Here is a 14562-nt window from a genome sequence, read left to right as displayed (position 1 = left end):
CTCAGTTGTCCTGCTGCTGCGACGAGGTGTCGGTGGCCGGCTTCCAGGCCGCGCGGGCCTTGCTGGCGGTGGCGATGGATTGCTCTAGCCCTTGCAGGTCGCCCGCCGTCATCAGTGCCTCGAGGTCTTGCAGCGCCTTGCGAAAAGCCTGCGACTGCTGCAGCACCTGTTCGCGGTTGGCCAGCAGCACGTCGCGCCACATCACCGGGTCGCTTGCGGCAATGCGCGAGAAATCGCGGAAGCCCGGGCCCGCGAGGCTCAGGAAGCGGTCGCCCTGGGGCTGGCTGGCGATGGCGTTGGTGTATGCGAAGGCCAGCAGGTGCGGCAGGTGGCTCACGGCGGCGAAGGCGGCGTCGTGCTCTTCGTGCGTCATGGTGACCACATGCGCGCCGATGCCGCTCCACACCTGCGAGGCCCGCTGCACGTTGGAGCGCAGCGTGGTCTTCACAGGGGTCAGCACGACCTGGCGGCCGCTGAAGAGCGAGGCCTCGGCATGCTCGATGCCCGACAGTTCCTTGCCCGCGATCGGGTGTGCCGGCACGAAGTTCGCGAACTGCCGCTGCAGCCCGTTGCGGGCGGCTTCGATCACGTCGCCCTTGGTCGAGCCGACGTCCATCACGAGCGTTTCGCTTGCGATGCCATGGCGGATGGCCTTGAACGTGGCTTCCGATGCGGCCACCGGCACCGCCAGCAGCACGATGTCGGCGCCCGACACCGCCAGCAGCGCCGAAGGCGCCGCCACGTCGATCACGCCGAGCTGGCGTGCCCGCTCGGTGGTGGAGGGCGACTTGCTGTAGCCCACCACGCGTTTCACCAGCTTCGCGCGCTTGAGCGCGAGCGCGAAGGAGCCGCCCATCAGGCCGCAGCCGATCAGTCCCAGTTGTTCGAACATGCTGTGTGTCTGCCTGCCGCTCAGGACTTGACGGGGTAGGCGCCCAGCACCTTGTAGAAGGCGCAGAGTCCGCGCAGTTCGGCCAGGGCCGCGGCCACGTTGGGCTGCGAGGGGTGGCCGTCGAGGTCGATGTAGAAGTAGTACTCCCACTGGCCGGTGCGCGCGGGGCGCGACTCGAAGCGGGTCATCGACACGTTGTTGGCCTTCAGCGGAACCAGCAGGTCGTGCACCGCGCCGGGCCGGTTCGGCACCGAGACGATCAGGCTGGTGCAGTCGCGGCCCGAGGCCGGCGGCATGGCCAGCGTCTGCGGCAGGCAGATGACGGAGAAGCGGGTGCGGTTGTAGGAATCGTCCTGGATGGCGTGCGCCACGATGTGCAGGCCGAAGCGGGTGGCGGCGCGTTCGCCGGCCAGCGCGGCCCAGGCCGGATTGGTCGACGCGAGGCGGGCGCCCTCGGCGTTGCTCGACACGGCGCGCCGTTCGGCATTCGGCAGGTGCTTGGACAGCCAGGTCTGGCACTGGGCCAGCGCCTGCGGATGGGCCAGCACGGCTTCCACGCCTTCGAGCGAGTTGCTGCTGCGCAGGAGGTGGTGGCGCACCAGCAGGCTGACTTCGCCGACGACATGGGTGGGCGAGTGCAGGAACAGGTCGAGCGAGCGCGTGACCACGCCTTCGGTCGAGTTCTCGACGCCGACCACGCCGTACTGGGCGCTGCCGGCGGCCGTGGCGTGGAAAACTTCGTCGAAGCTGGCGCAGTAGATCAGGTCGGCGGCGCCGCCGAAGTACTCGATGGCGGCCTGTTCGCAGAAGGTGCCCTCGGGGCCCAGCACGGCGACGCGCTGCGGCGATTCGAGCGCCAGGCAGGCCGACATGATTTCGCGCCAGATGGCCGCCACGTGGAGGTCCTTGAGCGGACCGCCGTTGCTCTTCTGCATCTTGTCGATGACCTGCGCCACGCGATCGGGGCGGAAGAACGGCGTGCCCTCGCGCTTCTTGACCTCGCCGACCAGCTCGGCCACGTGGGCCCGCTCGTTGAGCAGGCTGAGCAGGCGCTGGTCGAGCGAGTCGATCTGCACGCGCAGATCGGCCAGGCTCTCGGAGTTATCGGAAGGTGAAGAGGGTGGTGTGGGGGCGGAGGCGGTCATCGGTGCGGGCAACTGAGCGGAGCATGCGCCTAGGCATGCGATCGCTCGAATTCTCGCATGTAGCCCACCAGCGCCTGCACCCCTTCCAGCGGCATGGCGTTGTAAATGCTGGCGCGCATGCCGCCGACCGACTTGTGCCCCTTGAGCTGCAGCAGCCCGGCTTCGCGCGCACCGGCCAGGAAGGCTTCGTTGCGCCCTTCGTCCGCCAGGAAGAACGGCACGTTCATGCGCGAGCGGCAGCCGGGTTCGATGCGGTTGGCGTAGAAGTCGGAGCCGTCGATGTAGTCGTACAGCAGCTTCGCCTTGGCGATGTTGCGCTGCTCGATGGCCGCGACGCCCGTGAGGTCGCCTTCCTTTTGCTGCAGCAGCCACTGGAACGTGAGCCCCGCCATGTAAATGCCCCAGGTCGGCGGGGTGTTGTACATGGAGTTGTTGTCGGCCACGGTCTTGTAGTTGAACGCGCTCGGGCAAATCTCGAGCGCGTGGCCGAGCAGGTCGTCGCGCACGACGACGATCGTCAGGCCGGCCGGGCCGAGGTTCTTCTGCGCGCCGCCGAAGGCCAGGCCCACGCGGCTCCAGTCGACGCTGCGCGAGGCAACGTGCGAAGAGAAATCGATGACCAGCGGGGCATTGCTGCCGAGCGCCGCCAGGTCGGGCAGCTGCTGGAACTCGATGCCGTTGATGGTCTCGTTGGAGCACACGTGCACGTACGAGGCGTCCTTGGACAGCTGCCAGGTCGCGGGATCGGGCAATCTGGTGTGCTGGTCGTCGGCATTGCTCGCGGCCACGCGCGCGGTGCAGTAGCGCTGCGCTTCCTTGTGCGACTTGGTGCTCCAGCTGCCGGTAATGACGAAGTCGGCGGTCTTGCCGCGCGACAGGTTCAGCGGAACGATGGCGTTCTCGCCGAGGCCGCCACCCTGCATGAACAGGATGTGGAAATTGGAGGGCACGGCCAGCAGCGTGCGGATGTCGGCTTCGGCCTGCGTGCAGATCGAGCCGAATTCCTTGCCGCGATGGCTCATTTCCATCACGCTCATGCCGCTGCCGTGCCAGTCGAGCATTTCGGAGGCGGCGCGTTGCAGCACCGCCTCCGGCATGGCAGCCGGGCCGGCCGAAAAGTTGTAGGGGCGCTTGCCGGCCGGCGTCTGCTGCTGGGTCACGTTGCTTTACTTCTTGGCTGGTGCCTTGGCCGGGGCCTTGGCGGCGGGGGCGGCGGCATCGGTCGGGGCGCCGAGTGCCTTGGCGACGTTCTCGTCGAGTGCGCGCATCTTCGGTTCGATGGTGGCGCGCGTGTCGGCCACCAGCTTTTCCGTCAGTGCGGTCTGCATCTTCGGGTTCAGCTCCTGGTACTTCTTGCTCAGGGGCGAGTTGATCCAGGCCAGCAGTTGCTTGAGCTCGTCTTCGCTGAAGTTCTGCTCGAGCAGCGGGGTCAGGGCGCCAGGAGCCAGCTGCACTGCCTTGTCGCGCACGATCGGGTAGGCGTCGTCGAAGTATTTCTTCAGCTCGGCGTCGGCAGCCTTGGCGGCAGACTCGCGCTTGGCTTCCGGCACCTGCGTCTGCAGGTACTGCGAACCCGCCTGTGCGATCGGAGCGCTCGATTGCTCGACCAGGCCGCGCGCCAGCGATTCGATGCCGGGGCGCTGGATGTCGATGAACTGCTTGATGAGCGTGGCCTTGTCCTGGGCCATTGCGGCCATCGAACTGCTGGCCAGGGCGACCGTCAGAAGTGCGAGTTTGATTTTTTTCACTGAGGATTCTCCGTTGAAGATGAGGAAGTATCGTCCGCGTCAGGCTCGGTTTCGCCATTCGCGTCGTTTTCGACGATACGTTGCAGCCCGCTGAGTTTGGCGCCTTCGTCGAGTCCGATCAGCGTGACGCCTTGCGTCGCACGACCCAGTTCGCGAATCTCGGCAACCCGCGTGCGTACAAGCACGCCCTTGTCGGTAATGAGCATGATCTCATCATCCGAATGCACGAGTGTGGCGGCAACGACCTTGCCGTTGCGCTCACTCTGTTGAATCGCGATCATGCCTTTGGTTCCGCGGCCGTGGCGCGTGTATTCCGTAATGCTTGTGCGTTTTCCGTAACCGTTTTCGGTCGCGGTGAGCACGCTTTGCTGCTCGTCCTCGGCCACCAGCATGGCGATCACGCCCTGGCCCGGGTCGAGCGACATGCCCCGCACGCCCCGCGCGTTGCGGCCCAGCGGGCGGACGTCTTCCTCGTCGAAGCGCACGGCCTTGCCGCCGTCGCTGAAGAGCATCACGTCGTGCTTGCCGTCGGTCAGGGCGGCGCCGATCAGGTAGTCGCCCTCGTCCAGGTTCACGGCAATGATGCCGCCCTTGCGCGGGTTGTTGAACTCGTCGAGCGCGGTCTTCTTGACGGTGCCCATCGAGGTTGCCATGAACACATACTGGTCGGCCGGGAAGGTGCGCTTTTCACCGGTGAGGGCGAGGGCGACGTTGATCTTCTCGCCTTCCTGCAGCGGGAACATGTTGACGATCGGACGGCCGCGCGAGCCGCGCGAACCCGCAGGCACTTCCCACACCTTGAGCCAGTAGAGCCGGCCGCGGTTCGAGAAGCACAGGATGTAGTCGTGCGTGTTGGCGATGAAGAGCTGGTCGATCCAGTCGTCTTCCTTGGTGGCCGTGGCCTGCTTGCCGCGGCCGCCGCGCTTCTGGGCGCGGTACTCGCCCAGCGGCTGGCTCTTGATGTAGCCGCTGTGCGAGAGCGTCACCACCATGTCGGTCGGGGTGATCAGGTCTTCGGTCGAGAGGTCGTAGGCGCTGTGCTCCACCAGGCTGCGGCGCGCGCCGACCTTCGACTGGCCGAACTCCTGCTTGATGGTGCCCAGCTCGTCGCCGATGATGGTCGAGACGCGCTCGGGCTTGGCCAGGATGTCGAGCAGGTCGTCGATCTCGGCCATGACGTCCTTGTACTCGGCCACGATCTTGTCCTGCTCGAGGCCGGTCAGGCGCTGCAGGCGCATCTGCAGGATTTCCTGGGCTTGCGTGTCCGAGAGGCGATAGAGGCCGTCGCCGCCCATGCCGTACTGGCGCTCGAGGCCCTCGGGGCGGTAGTCGTCGGCGTTGATCACGCCGCCGTCGGTGCGCGAGCGCGTGAGCATCTCGCGCACCAGCTTGCTGTCCCAGCTGCGCGTCATGAGCTCGGCCTTGGCGACCGGCGGCGTGGGCGATTCGCGGATGATGCGGATGAACTCGTCGATGTTCGCCAGCGCCACTGCCAGGCCTTCGAGCACATGGCCGCGCTCGCGTGCCTTGCGCAGGTTGAAGACGGTGCGGCGCGTGACCACTTCGCGGCGGTGCTGCAGGAAGACCTGGATCAGGTCCTTCAGGTTGCACAGCTTGGGCTGGCCGTCGACCAGCGCCACCATGTTGATGCCGAAGGTGTCCTGCAGCTGAGTCTGCTTGTAGAGGTTGTTGAGCACGACTTCGGGCACTTCGCCGCGCTTGAGCTCGATCACCAGGCGCATGCCCGACTTGTCGGACTCGTCCTGGATGTGGCTGATGCCTTCGATCTTCTTCTCGTGCACCAGCTCGGCCATGCGCTCCTGCAGCGTCTTCTTGTTGACCTGGTAGGGGAGTTCGTCGACGATGATCGCCTGGCGCTGGCCGCGGTCGATGTCCTCGAAGTGGCACTTGGCGCGCATCACGACCTTGCCGCGGCCGGTGCGGTAGCCGTCCTTCACGCCGTTGATGCCGTAGATGATGCCGGCGGTGGGGAAGTCGGGCGCCGGCACGATTTCCATCAATTCGTCGATGGAGGCTTCGGGGTTGCGAAGCAGGTAGAGGCAGGCGTCGACGACCTCGTTCAGGTTGTGCGGCGGGATATTGGTGGCCATGCCGACCGCAATACCGCCCGAGCCATTCACAAGCAAATTGGGCAGCTGGCTCGGCAGCACCTTCGGCTCTTTTTCAGAGCCGTCGTAATTGTCCTGGAAGTCGACAGTTTCCTTGTCGATATCGGCCAGCATTTCGTGCGCAATTTTGGCCAGCCGGATTTCCGTATAACGCATTGCGGCCGCGTTGTCTCCATCGACCGACCCGAAGTTGCCCTGGCCGTCGACCAGCATGTGGCGCATGGAGAAGTCCTGGGCCAGCCGGACGATGGTGTCGTAGACCGACTGGTCGCCGTGCGGGTGGTACTTACCGATCACGTCACCGACGATGCGGGCGGACTTCTTGTACGGCCGGTTCCAGTCGTTGTTGAGTTCGTGCATCGCGTAGAGCACGCGCCGGTGTACTGGCTTGAGGCCGTCACGGGCGTCGGGAAGCGCTCGGCCGACGATCACGCTCATGGCGTAATCGAGATAGCTGCTGCGCATTTCCTCTTCAAGACTGATGGGCAGGGTTTCTTTTGCGAAGGAGGTCATGAACGAGGTGCTGGCGGCAGGAAGGTGAAATTTTACGCTGTGAGGGGTGTCGCACCGCCGCAACACAAGGCCTCTATTCCGCCTCCGTCCTACGCTTCGGGGCCGTCCTGCGGCCTGTTTGCCAAAGACCCTATGGCACAATCGCCTCAACGTTTTGGGTGGTGGTCACTTAAAGCGTCCTTGATTCGCAGCGCGGCTGCGGCTTTTTCCCCAAGAGGAGAACCATGAAGAAACTGAATAAAGTGGCGATGATGTTTGCAGTCGCTGCGCTCGCCACTGCCGCCGGCGCGCAGACCCGTGTCACCGCTGCGGACGGCGGTCCTACGATCGACAACTGGCAAAACGGCACCGGCGAACTGGTCTGGAAGAACGGCACGAACGAACTGTGCTGGCGCGATGCCAACTGGACGCCCGCAACGGCTGCCGCTGGTTGCGACGGTGCTCTGGTTCCTGCTGCTCCTGTCGCTACGGCTCCTACGCCTGCTGCTCCGGTTCCCCCGGCTCCCCCGGTCGTGGCCGCCAACAAGGTGACCTTCGCTGCTGACGCCTTCTTCGACTTCGACAAGTCGGTTCTGAAGCCTGAAGGCCGTGCGAAGCTGACCGACCTGGTCGAGAAGATCCGTGGTGTGAACCTCGAAGTGATCATCGCTGTGGGCCACACCGACTCGATCGGTACGGTTGCCTACAACCAGCGTTTGTCGGTCCGTCGCGCCGAAGCCGTCAAGGCCTTCCTGGTCTCGAAGGGCATCGAACGCAACCGCGTCTACACCGAAGGCAAGGGCAAGTCGCAGCCTGTGGCTGACAACAAGACCAAGGAAGGTCGCGCCAAGAACCGTCGCGTGGAAATCGAAGTGGTCGGCACCCGCGCCAACTAATCAATCGATTCCATCGATCATGAAAACCCCGCTACGGCGGGGTTTTTTTATGCCTGTCGAATTGGCATTCGCTCATTCAGCAAAGCCTTGCTCGGTGTTGTCGGGCATGGCTCGTTTCATAATCGCTGCATGACAGAAAACGTGAATGCCGATCCGGCCGAACTGGCCAAGTTTTCAGAACTCGCGCACCGTTGGTGGGATTTGGAAAGTGAATTCCGACCATTGCACGAAATCAATCCATTGCGCCTGGAATGGATCGACGGTATTGCGCCTATTTCGCAGCGCCGGGTGCTCGATATCGGCTGCGGCGGTGGCATCCTGGCCGATTCGATGGCTCGCAAGGGCGCGGAAGTTCTGGGCATCGACCTGGCCGGCAAGGCGCTCAAGGTGGCGCAACTTCATGCGCTCGAAGCCGGCACGCGCGGCGTGAAGTACCGCGAGATCAGCGCCGAGGCGCTGGCAGCCGAGCAGCCGGGCAGTTTCGATGTCGTCACCTGCATGGAAATGCTCGAGCATGTGCCGCAGCCGGCATCGGTGATCCAGGCCTGCGCGGATCTGGTGAAGCCGGGTGGATGGGTGTTCTTCTCGACCATCAACCGAAACCTGAAGTCTTTCATGCTGGCCATAGTGGGCGCCGAATACGTGCTTGGCATGCTGCCGCGTGGGACGCATGAGTACGCGAAGTTGATTCGCCCCAGCGAACTGGCCGCCTATTGCCGGGCAGCCGGGCTCGACCTGCGGCACACCCGGGGCATGGAGCACAACCCGTTGACGCGGCGCTACTGGCTCAGCGGCGACACCAGTGTCAACTACATGTTCGCCACCCGGAAGCCGGGCGCTCCGGCATGAGCAGCGGGCTGAAGACGAGAGCGGTGCTGTTCGACCTCGACGGCACGCTGATCGACAGCGCACCCGACCTGGGCGCGGCAGCCGACAAGATGCGTACCGATCGCGGCTTGGCGTCGTATCCGCTCGAAAGATACCGACCGATGGCCGGGGCCGGTGCGCGGGGCATGCTTGGCGTGGCCTTCGGCATCACGCCGGAGTCGCCCGAGTTCGATGAACTGCGCGAAGAGTTCTTCGTGACCTACGAGCGCCGCATGCTGCTCAATACGCAGGTGTTCGACGGCGTTCATGCGTTGATCGAGGCGCTGCGCGAGCAGGGGCTTCCATGGGGTGTCGTGACCAACAAGTCGATGCGGTTCACCGACCCGCTCACGCGCGCCATGCCGCTCTTCGAGACCGCGGGCGCGGTGATCAGCGGCGACACCACGCCGTTTGCCAAGCCGCATCCAGAGCCCCTGCATGAAGCCGCGCGCCGACTCGGCGTGCCTTCCGACGCCTGCATGTACGTCGGCGACGACGAGCGGGACATCATCGCGGGCCGCGCAGCGGGCATGCGCACAGTTGCCGCCACCTACGGCTACATGGGTTCGCAGGCCGATTCGGCCCTGTGGGAAGCCGACGCCTCAATATCTTCGCCCTTGGAGCTCTTGAAGTTACTCAATAGCGCCTAAAATGGGTCGCTTGGGGCTGCACTGGTTTCGACGTGGGTTCGGAGTCGCAGCGGGGCATGTCGAGCTGAATGCGCTCGTAAAACAGATTCAAACAAACTAACTGCAAACGACGAACGTTTCGCACTCGCTGCTTAATTGCCAGTGAGCCTTGCAACAGTTGGCCGATGGGCTGGGCAAGGGGGTCTGGAGCAATCCTGACCTCCCGGCTGCAAGGATAATTACATGGGCTGGCTTCGATCCGGGTACCTTGGGTCGAGGCGAGAAAATAGGGTGCTGGCGTCCGGTTCAGCGTGTGACTGCGCGGTTCCGGAAGCGAGACTTAAATCAGATCACTAAACATGTAGAACTGCGCGATGAAGGCTTGCGGACGGGGGTTCAAATCCCCCCAGCTCCACCAAATTCACACACGCTGAGTCCAACAAGATCAAGGACTTACGCGATCTGGCAATCAGCGCAACGCTTCGACCAGATCCAGCACCATCCGGTCCGGACCGAACTTCTCGACACCTTGCGTCAGTAGCGCATCCACGGCTTGCGCGATGCCGTGCCCGGCCGACGCCTGTTCGGCCATGTCGTTGTAGTAGCCCAGGTCTTTCTTGGCGTTCGCCATCGAGAACTTCAGCGAATCGGTGCCGCCCGTCAGCAGCTTGGGCTTGACGCGTTCCAGCGCCACGCCGTTGCCGCCGCCCTTGGCGAGCACATCGACGAACACCTCTGGCTTCACGCCGGCGCGCTCCGCACAGGCGGCCGCCTCGCACAGCAGCGCCACAGTGCCCAGCGACACGAAGTTGTGCAGCAGCTTCATCGCGTGGCCGGCGCCGATGCCGCCCACGTGCGTGATGTTCTCTGCAAAGCAGCGCAGCAGCGGCAGGCACGAGGCCAGCACTTCGGCGTCGCCGCCCACCAGCAGGTTCAGGCGTCCTTCGGCCGCCTCCTTGGCGGTGCGCGTCATGGGCGCGTCGATGAACTTGCCGCCCTTGGCGCTCACCGCCTCGGCCACCTTGGCGGTGGAGGCGGGCACTGCCGTGGAGCAGTCGATCACGACCGTACCGGGGCGCAGCGCGGACAGCGCGCCTTGGTCGCCCAGCATCACGGCCTCGACCTGCGGCGTGCCGGTGACGCACAGGATCAGCACGTCGACCTGAGCAGCCAGCGCAGCCACGTCCTTCACCGAAGTGGCGCCGGCCTTTAGCAACCCGTCGATCGGCTGGTTGCCCGCGTGTTCCAGCACGGTCAGCTGGTGGCCATGCTTGACGATGTTGCTTGCGATGCCGTGGCCCATCAGGCCGACGCCGACGAGGCCGACCTTGCGCGGCGTTTGCTGTTCAGTGGTTGTCATGTGTTGTCTTCATCCGTGCTTGATTGCGATGGTCTTGAGGGTCGTGAATCCGAGCAAGGCCTCGAAGCCCTTCTCGCGGCCGAAGCCGCTGGATTTCACGCCGCCGAAGGGCAGTTCTACACCACCCGCCGCACCGTAATTGTTGACGAAGACCTGCCCGCAGTGCAGCTTGTGCGCCATGCGCAGCTGGCGCGCGCCGTCGCGGGTCCACACGCCGGCCACCAGGCCGAAGTCCGTGCCGTTGGCCAGGCGCACCGCCTCCGCCTCGTCGGCGAAGGGCATCACGACCAGCACGGGGCCGAAGATCTCGCGCTGCGCCAGATCGCTGTCGTGCGGCACATCGCGGAACAGCACGGCCTCCTGGTAGTAGCCGCTGGACGGTGCGTTGGCCGACACCGTGCCGCGCGCCGCCACCTTCATGCCCGCGGCCTCGGCTGTCGAGACCATGTCGCGCACTTGGCGGAACTGCTTTTCGTTGATGAGCGGGCCCATGTCCAGGTCTTCGGCGGGCGTGCCCGCGCGCACGGCGGTGAAGCGCTTCGCGAGCCGCTGCACCACTTCTTCGTAGACCGACCGTTCCACCAGCACGCGGCTGCCGGCCGAGCAGGTCTGGCCCGCGTTCTGGATGATGGCGTTGAGCAGCACCGGCTCGGCCGCGTCCAGGTCGGCATCGGCGAACACGATCTGCGGCGACTTGCCGCCCAGCTCCAGCGTCACCGGGCAGTGGCGCTCGGCGGCGGCCAGGCCCACGCTGCGGCCGGTCATGGTCGAGCCGGTGAAGGAGATGTGGTCGATGCCCGGGTGCGCGCACAGCGCAGCGCCGGCTTCCTTGCCGTAGCCCGTCACCACGTTGAGCGCGCCGGCCGGGAAGCCGACCTCGGTCGCAAGCTCGGCGAGCCGCAGCAGCGACAGGCTGGCGTCTTCGGCCGGCTTCACCACGCAGGCGTTGCCGGCGGCGAGCGATGCGCCCACGCTGCGGCCCGCGATCTGCATCGGGTAGTTCCAGGGAATGATGTGGCCCGTCACGCCGTGCGGGATGCGCACGGTCAGCACCGTGTAGCCGCGCTCGTAGGGCAGCGTGTCGCCATGCAGCTTGTCGCAGGCGCCGGCGTAGTACTCCATGTAGCGGGCCAGCGCGGTCGCGTCGTTGCGCGCCACGCGCAGTGCCTTGCCGGTGTCTCGGGCTTCGAGCTGGGCCAGCTCCTCGTGGTGCGCCATGACGGCGGCGCCGAGCTTGCCGAGCAGGCGCCCGCGCTGCAGCGCCGTCATCTCGCCCCAGGGACCGTCGAAGTTGTCGCCCATGGCCCGGCGCGCCGCGCGCACGGCGGTGTCGATGTCGGCGGCGGTGCCGCGTGCGATCTCGCCGAATTTTTGGCCATCGCTCGGGTCGATCACGTCGATGGTGGCGCTGCCTTCGGACGCCACGCGGCGGCCGTCGATGTAGTGGGTGGCGTTCATGGGGTCGATGTCTCCTTGTGGCGGATCACTTGGGTTCCGGCCAGGGTTTCTGTGCTTCGCGGATCTGCTCGAAGGCGCGGCTGAACTGCAGCACGCCCAGGTCGTCGAAACGGCGCCCGGCGATCTGCAGGCCGATGGGCATGCCTTCGGCCGAATAGCCGCAGTTGATCGACGCGGCCGGCTGCTCCGACATGTTGTAGGGCACCGTGAAGCCGATGTGTTCCAGCGGCAGCATCGGATCGTTGGTCGGCGAGGCGTGGTCGGCCGGCGCGGGCAGGTTGGGCGACACCGGCGAAATGACGAAGTCGTAGGCCTTGGTTGCGGCGACCGTGGCCGCGCGCGTGGCGATGAACTGGCTGTAGGCGTCGAAGATGTGCGCGCCCGAGAAGCCGGCGGCGCTCTCGGCCCATTCGCGGATGTACGGCAGGATCTTCGCGCGCCTGTCGGCCGGCATCGCCTGGATGTCGATGCACGAGCGCATGCGCCAGAAGTGGTCCATGCCCTGCAGCATCTTCGGCGTCATGAAGGCCGGAATTTCTTCGACGTGCGCACCGGCGGCCTCGATGCGCTTCGCCGCGCGGCGCACCGCCTCGGCGATCTGCGGATCGAGCGGCAGGCCGCAGCCCGCGTCCATGTGCAGCGCCACGCGCTTGCCCTTGAGGAACGACGGATCGACCTCGAAGGCGTTCCAGTCGATGACCGGCGGCGGCAGCTCCGAGTAGTCGCGATCGTCGGGCTGCGCGACCGACGCCATCATCAGCGCCGAGTCGGCCACCGTGCGCGTCATCGGACCGGCACAGCGGCCCATGTAGGGTGAACTGAGGGGAATGCGGCCGAAGCTGGGCTTGAGCGTGTAGATGCCGCACCAGCTGGCCGGCAGGCGCAGCGAGCCGCCGATGTCCGTGCCCACGTGCAGCGGGCCGTAGCCTGCGGCCGCAGCAGCACCGGCGCCGGAGCTGGAACCGCCCGGCGTGCGCGAAACGTCCCACGGGTTGCGCGAGAGTTCATGAAAGCTCGACAGGCCCGACGACAGCATGCCCAGGTCTGGCATGGTGGTCTTGGCGACCAGCACCGTGCCGTCTTCCTTCAGGCGCGCGGCGGGCGGCGAGTCGTAGCTCATCGGCACCAGGTCGTAGGCGGCGGTGCCCAGCGGCATCGGGTCGCCTTCGGTGGCGAGGTTGTCCTTGATGGTCACGGGCACGCCGTCGAGCATGCCGCGCGGCTTGCCGGCCAGCCAGCGGGCTTCGGAGGCGCGCGCCTGCTCGAGCGCGAGTTCAGGGCGGAACAGCCAGGTTGCGTGCAGCTCGGGCTCGTAGGCGGCGATGCGCTCGTTAACCGAGCGCGCCACTTCCACCGGCGACAGTTCCTTGGCGGCATAGGCCGCGTGCAGCTCCTGCACGCCCAGCGAATAGAGGGGCTTGGTCGTCATCGCATCAACCCCACGAGATCGCGGCCAGGTCGTTCACCACGATCGGCATGCTCGGCCACAGGCCCTTCACTTCCTTGCGCGCGATGGTCGGGAACACCGCCTGGTAGAGGAAGCCGTTGACCGCATCGGTGGCCAGCATGCGCTGGGCGTCGGCCAGCAGGTCGGCGCGGCGCTTCTTGTTCTCTTCGTTCTGGATGGTGACGAACAGGTCGCGGAACTTCTTCGAGTCGTAGCCCCAGTAGTAGTCGGGCTCGGTGTACTTCACCAGGTCGAAGGGCTCCACGTGCGCGACCATCGTCAGGTCGAAGTCGTGCGCGCCGCCGAAGGTGCCGCTGAGCCACTGGGCCCATTCCACGTTCTGGATCTTCACGTTGATGCCGATCTGCGCCAGCTGCGCTGCGATCATCTCGCCGCCCTGGCGTGCATACGAGGGCGGAGGCAGTTGCAGGCGCAGTTCTAGCGGCGTCTTCACGCCGGCTTCGGCCAGCAGCTTCTTCGCTTTCTCGATGTCGAAGGGGTTCATCGCCGTGGTGTCGACGAAGCCCGGCGCGCCCATGGCGTAATGGCTGCCGATGGGCTTGCCGAAGCCGTCCGCCGCGCCCTGGATGATCGCGTTGCGGTCGATGGCCGCCAGGATGGCGCGGCGCACGCGCACGTCGTCCAGTGGCTTCTTGCGGTTGTTGATGGTCAGGATCACCTTGCCGCGCGTGCCCACTTCAATCACCTGGAAGCGCGGGTTGCCCTTGAACTGCGCGACCGAGCGGGTGCCCGCGCGCGGGAAGATGTCGATGTCGCTGGCCATCAGCGCGGCGGTCTGCGCGGCCGTGTCCGACATGAAGCGGAACACGAACTTCGGGACCTTCGCGAGGCTCGGGTCGCGGTAGCTCGGCGACTTGACAAGCGTGCAGGAGGCGCCGCGCTGCCATGCGCTCAGCTTGTACGGGCCGGTGCCCACCGGCGCGGTGACGTTGGTGTCGGCGCTCTTGGGCTCGACGATGCAGGCGGTCGACTGCCCCAGCATGAACGGCAGGTCGGGGTTGGGCAGCGTGCTGTTGACGCCCACCGTGTACTCGTCGAGCACCACGGTGCCGATCTCGCTGAAGAAGCGCTTGTCCTTGTTGGTGCTCTTGGCGCCGCCCGCGCGGTCGAACGAGAACTTCACGGTGTGCGCGTTGAAGGGCTGGTCGTTCTCGAAGCGCACGCCCTTGCGAAGCTTGAAGACGAAGGTCTTCATGTCGGGCGACGACGACCAGCTCTCCGCCAGCATCGGCGTGACCGAGCCGTCGGCATTCACCTTGGTGAGCGTCTCGAAGATGTTGTACTGCGTGATCTCCGCGATGGCCGACGCGGCGCCGGTGGTCGGGTCCAGGCCCGGCGGCTCGAGCGGCATGCCGATCGTCAGCGTGTTCTTGCCGGCCTGCGCACGTGCCTGGGGCAGGAAGACCCCCGGGATTGCCGCAGCCATGGCGGAAGTCATGAGTGTGCGTCGCTTCAACATTCGATAGTTCCTGGAGGTG

Annotated in this window: 12 protein-coding genes and 1 other RNA gene; 4 read left to right on the top strand and 9 right to left on the bottom strand. The window is 65.7% G+C overall.

Translation table 11 applies throughout. The features are described 5' to 3' along the window. Position 1: 1 nt before the first annotated feature. The 5 genes from QRN67_RS12115 to gyrA all read right to left on the bottom strand — a co-directional run bounded on the left by QRN67_RS12115 (position 2) and on the right by gyrA (position 6427). A complete protein-coding gene (locus QRN67_RS12115) occupies positions 2-892 on the bottom strand; it encodes a prephenate dehydrogenase (protein WP_285411977.1) in 891 nt (296 codons plus the stop codon). Positions 893-912: 20 nt separating this feature from the next. Continuing rightward, entirely contained in the window at positions 913-2037 is a 1125-nt protein-coding gene (gene pheA / locus QRN67_RS12110) for a prephenate dehydratase (protein ID WP_081266809.1), read from the bottom strand. 29 nt (positions 2038-2066) lie between these two features. Further along, positions 2067-3134 (bottom strand): 3-phosphoserine/phosphohydroxythreonine transaminase, encoded by a 1068-nt coding sequence (gene serC / locus QRN67_RS12105; protein WP_285412289.1) that lies wholly within the window; start codon positions 3132-3134, stop codon positions 2067-2069. Between the two features lie 69 nt (positions 3135-3203). Then, positions 3204-3785, bottom strand: a complete 582-nt coding sequence (locus QRN67_RS12100; protein ID WP_081266807.1) for a DUF2059 domain-containing protein — start codon at positions 3783-3785, stop codon at positions 3204-3206. After that, the gene (gene gyrA / locus QRN67_RS12095; protein ID WP_285411976.1) at positions 3782-6427 is read right to left on the bottom strand and encodes a DNA gyrase subunit A; all 2646 of its coding nucleotides are present in this window, start codon (positions 6425-6427) and stop codon (positions 3782-3784) included. Before gyrA ends, QRN67_RS12100 begins: the two co-directional genes overlap by 4 nt. A 224-nt stretch (positions 6428-6651) precedes the next feature. On the opposite strand from gyrA, the gene ompA reads away from it, so the two are divergent. The 4 genes from ompA (at position 6652) to ssrA (ending at position 9216) form a co-directional block, all read left to right on the top strand. After that, positions 6652-7302, top strand: a complete 651-nt coding sequence (ompA, locus tag QRN67_RS12090; protein WP_081266805.1) for an outer membrane protein OmpA — start codon at positions 6652-6654, stop codon at positions 7300-7302. Between the two features lie 129 nt (positions 7303-7431). Next, positions 7432-8151 (top strand): bifunctional 2-polyprenyl-6-hydroxyphenol methylase/3-demethylubiquinol 3-O-methyltransferase UbiG, encoded by a 720-nt coding sequence (gene ubiG / locus QRN67_RS12085; protein ID WP_081266804.1) that lies wholly within the window; start codon positions 7432-7434, stop codon positions 8149-8151. After that, the gene (gene gph / locus QRN67_RS12080; protein WP_285411975.1) at positions 8148-8819 is read left to right on the top strand and encodes a phosphoglycolate phosphatase; all 672 of its coding nucleotides are present in this window, start codon (positions 8148-8150) and stop codon (positions 8817-8819) included. Before ubiG ends, gph begins: the two co-directional genes overlap by 4 nt. Before the next feature lie 12 nt (positions 8820-8831). Further along, positions 8832-9216, top strand: a transfer-messenger RNA (tmRNA) gene (gene ssrA, locus QRN67_RS12075). Between the two features lie 51 nt (positions 9217-9267). Here ssrA and QRN67_RS12070 read toward each other — a convergent pair. The 4 genes from QRN67_RS12070 to QRN67_RS12055 are packed head-to-tail and all read right to left on the bottom strand — an operon-like array spanning position 9268 to position 14543. Further along, on the bottom strand, positions 9268-10158 hold the full coding sequence (locus QRN67_RS12070; RefSeq protein ID WP_106935175.1) for an NAD(P)-dependent oxidoreductase: 891 nt from the start codon (positions 10156-10158) through the stop codon (positions 9268-9270). Positions 10159-10167: 9 nt separating this feature from the next. Then, complete coding sequence (locus QRN67_RS12065) at positions 10168-11616, bottom strand: aldehyde dehydrogenase family protein (RefSeq protein ID WP_285411974.1); 1449 nt, start codon at positions 11614-11616, stop codon at positions 10168-10170. A gap of 25 nt (positions 11617-11641) precedes the next feature. Next, the gene (locus tag QRN67_RS12060) at positions 11642-13045 is read right to left on the bottom strand and encodes an amidase (RefSeq protein WP_285411973.1); all 1404 of its coding nucleotides are present in this window, start codon (positions 13043-13045) and stop codon (positions 11642-11644) included. 4 nt (positions 13046-13049) lie between these two features. Beyond that, on the bottom strand, positions 13050-14543 hold the full coding sequence (locus tag QRN67_RS12055) for an ABC transporter substrate-binding protein (RefSeq protein WP_285411972.1): 1494 nt from the start codon (positions 14541-14543) through the stop codon (positions 13050-13052). Between the last annotated feature and the right edge of the window lie 19 nt (positions 14544-14562).

The sequence above is a fragment of the Variovorax sp. efr-133-TYG-130 genome, from assembly GCF_030208835.1.
In the GTDB taxonomy this organism is placed as follows: domain Bacteria; phylum Pseudomonadota; class Gammaproteobacteria; order Burkholderiales; family Burkholderiaceae_C; genus Variovorax.
This window is presented reverse-complemented; position numbering and strand designations above follow the sequence as displayed.

Coding starts and splice junctions, on each gene's coding strand:
- gph (WP_285411975.1), top strand. CDS start 8,148: ATGAGCAGCGGGCTGAAGACGAGAGCGGTGCTGTTCGACCTCGACGGC.
- QRN67_RS12115 (WP_285411977.1), bottom strand. CDS start 892: ATGTTCGAACAACTGGGACTGATCGGCTGCGGCCTGATGGGCGGCTCC.
- pheA (WP_081266809.1), bottom strand. CDS start 2,037: ATGACCGCCTCCGCCCCCACACCACCCTCTTCACCTTCCGATAACTCC.
- QRN67_RS12070 (WP_106935175.1), bottom strand. CDS start 10,158: ATGACAACCACTGAACAGCAAACGCCGCGCAAGGTCGGCCTCGTCGGC.
- ubiG (WP_081266804.1), top strand. CDS start 7,432: ATGACAGAAAACGTGAATGCCGATCCGGCCGAACTGGCCAAGTTTTCA.
- QRN67_RS12065 (WP_285411974.1), bottom strand. CDS start 11,616: ATGAACGCCACCCACTACATCGACGGCCGCCGCGTGGCGTCCGAAGGC.
- QRN67_RS12060 (WP_285411973.1), bottom strand. CDS start 13,045: ATGACGACCAAGCCCCTCTATTCGCTGGGCGTGCAGGAGCTGCACGCG.
- ompA (WP_081266805.1), top strand. CDS start 6,652: ATGAAGAAACTGAATAAAGTGGCGATGATGTTTGCAGTCGCTGCGCTC.
- gyrA (WP_285411976.1), bottom strand. CDS start 6,427: ATGACCTCCTTCGCAAAAGAAACCCTGCCCATCAGTCTTGAAGAGGAA.
- QRN67_RS12055 (WP_285411972.1), bottom strand. CDS start 14,543: ATGTTGAAGCGACGCACACTCATGACTTCCGCCATGGCTGCGGCAATC.
- serC (WP_285412289.1), bottom strand. CDS start 3,134: ATGCCGGAGGCGGTGCTGCAACGCGCCGCCTCCGAAATGCTCGACTGG.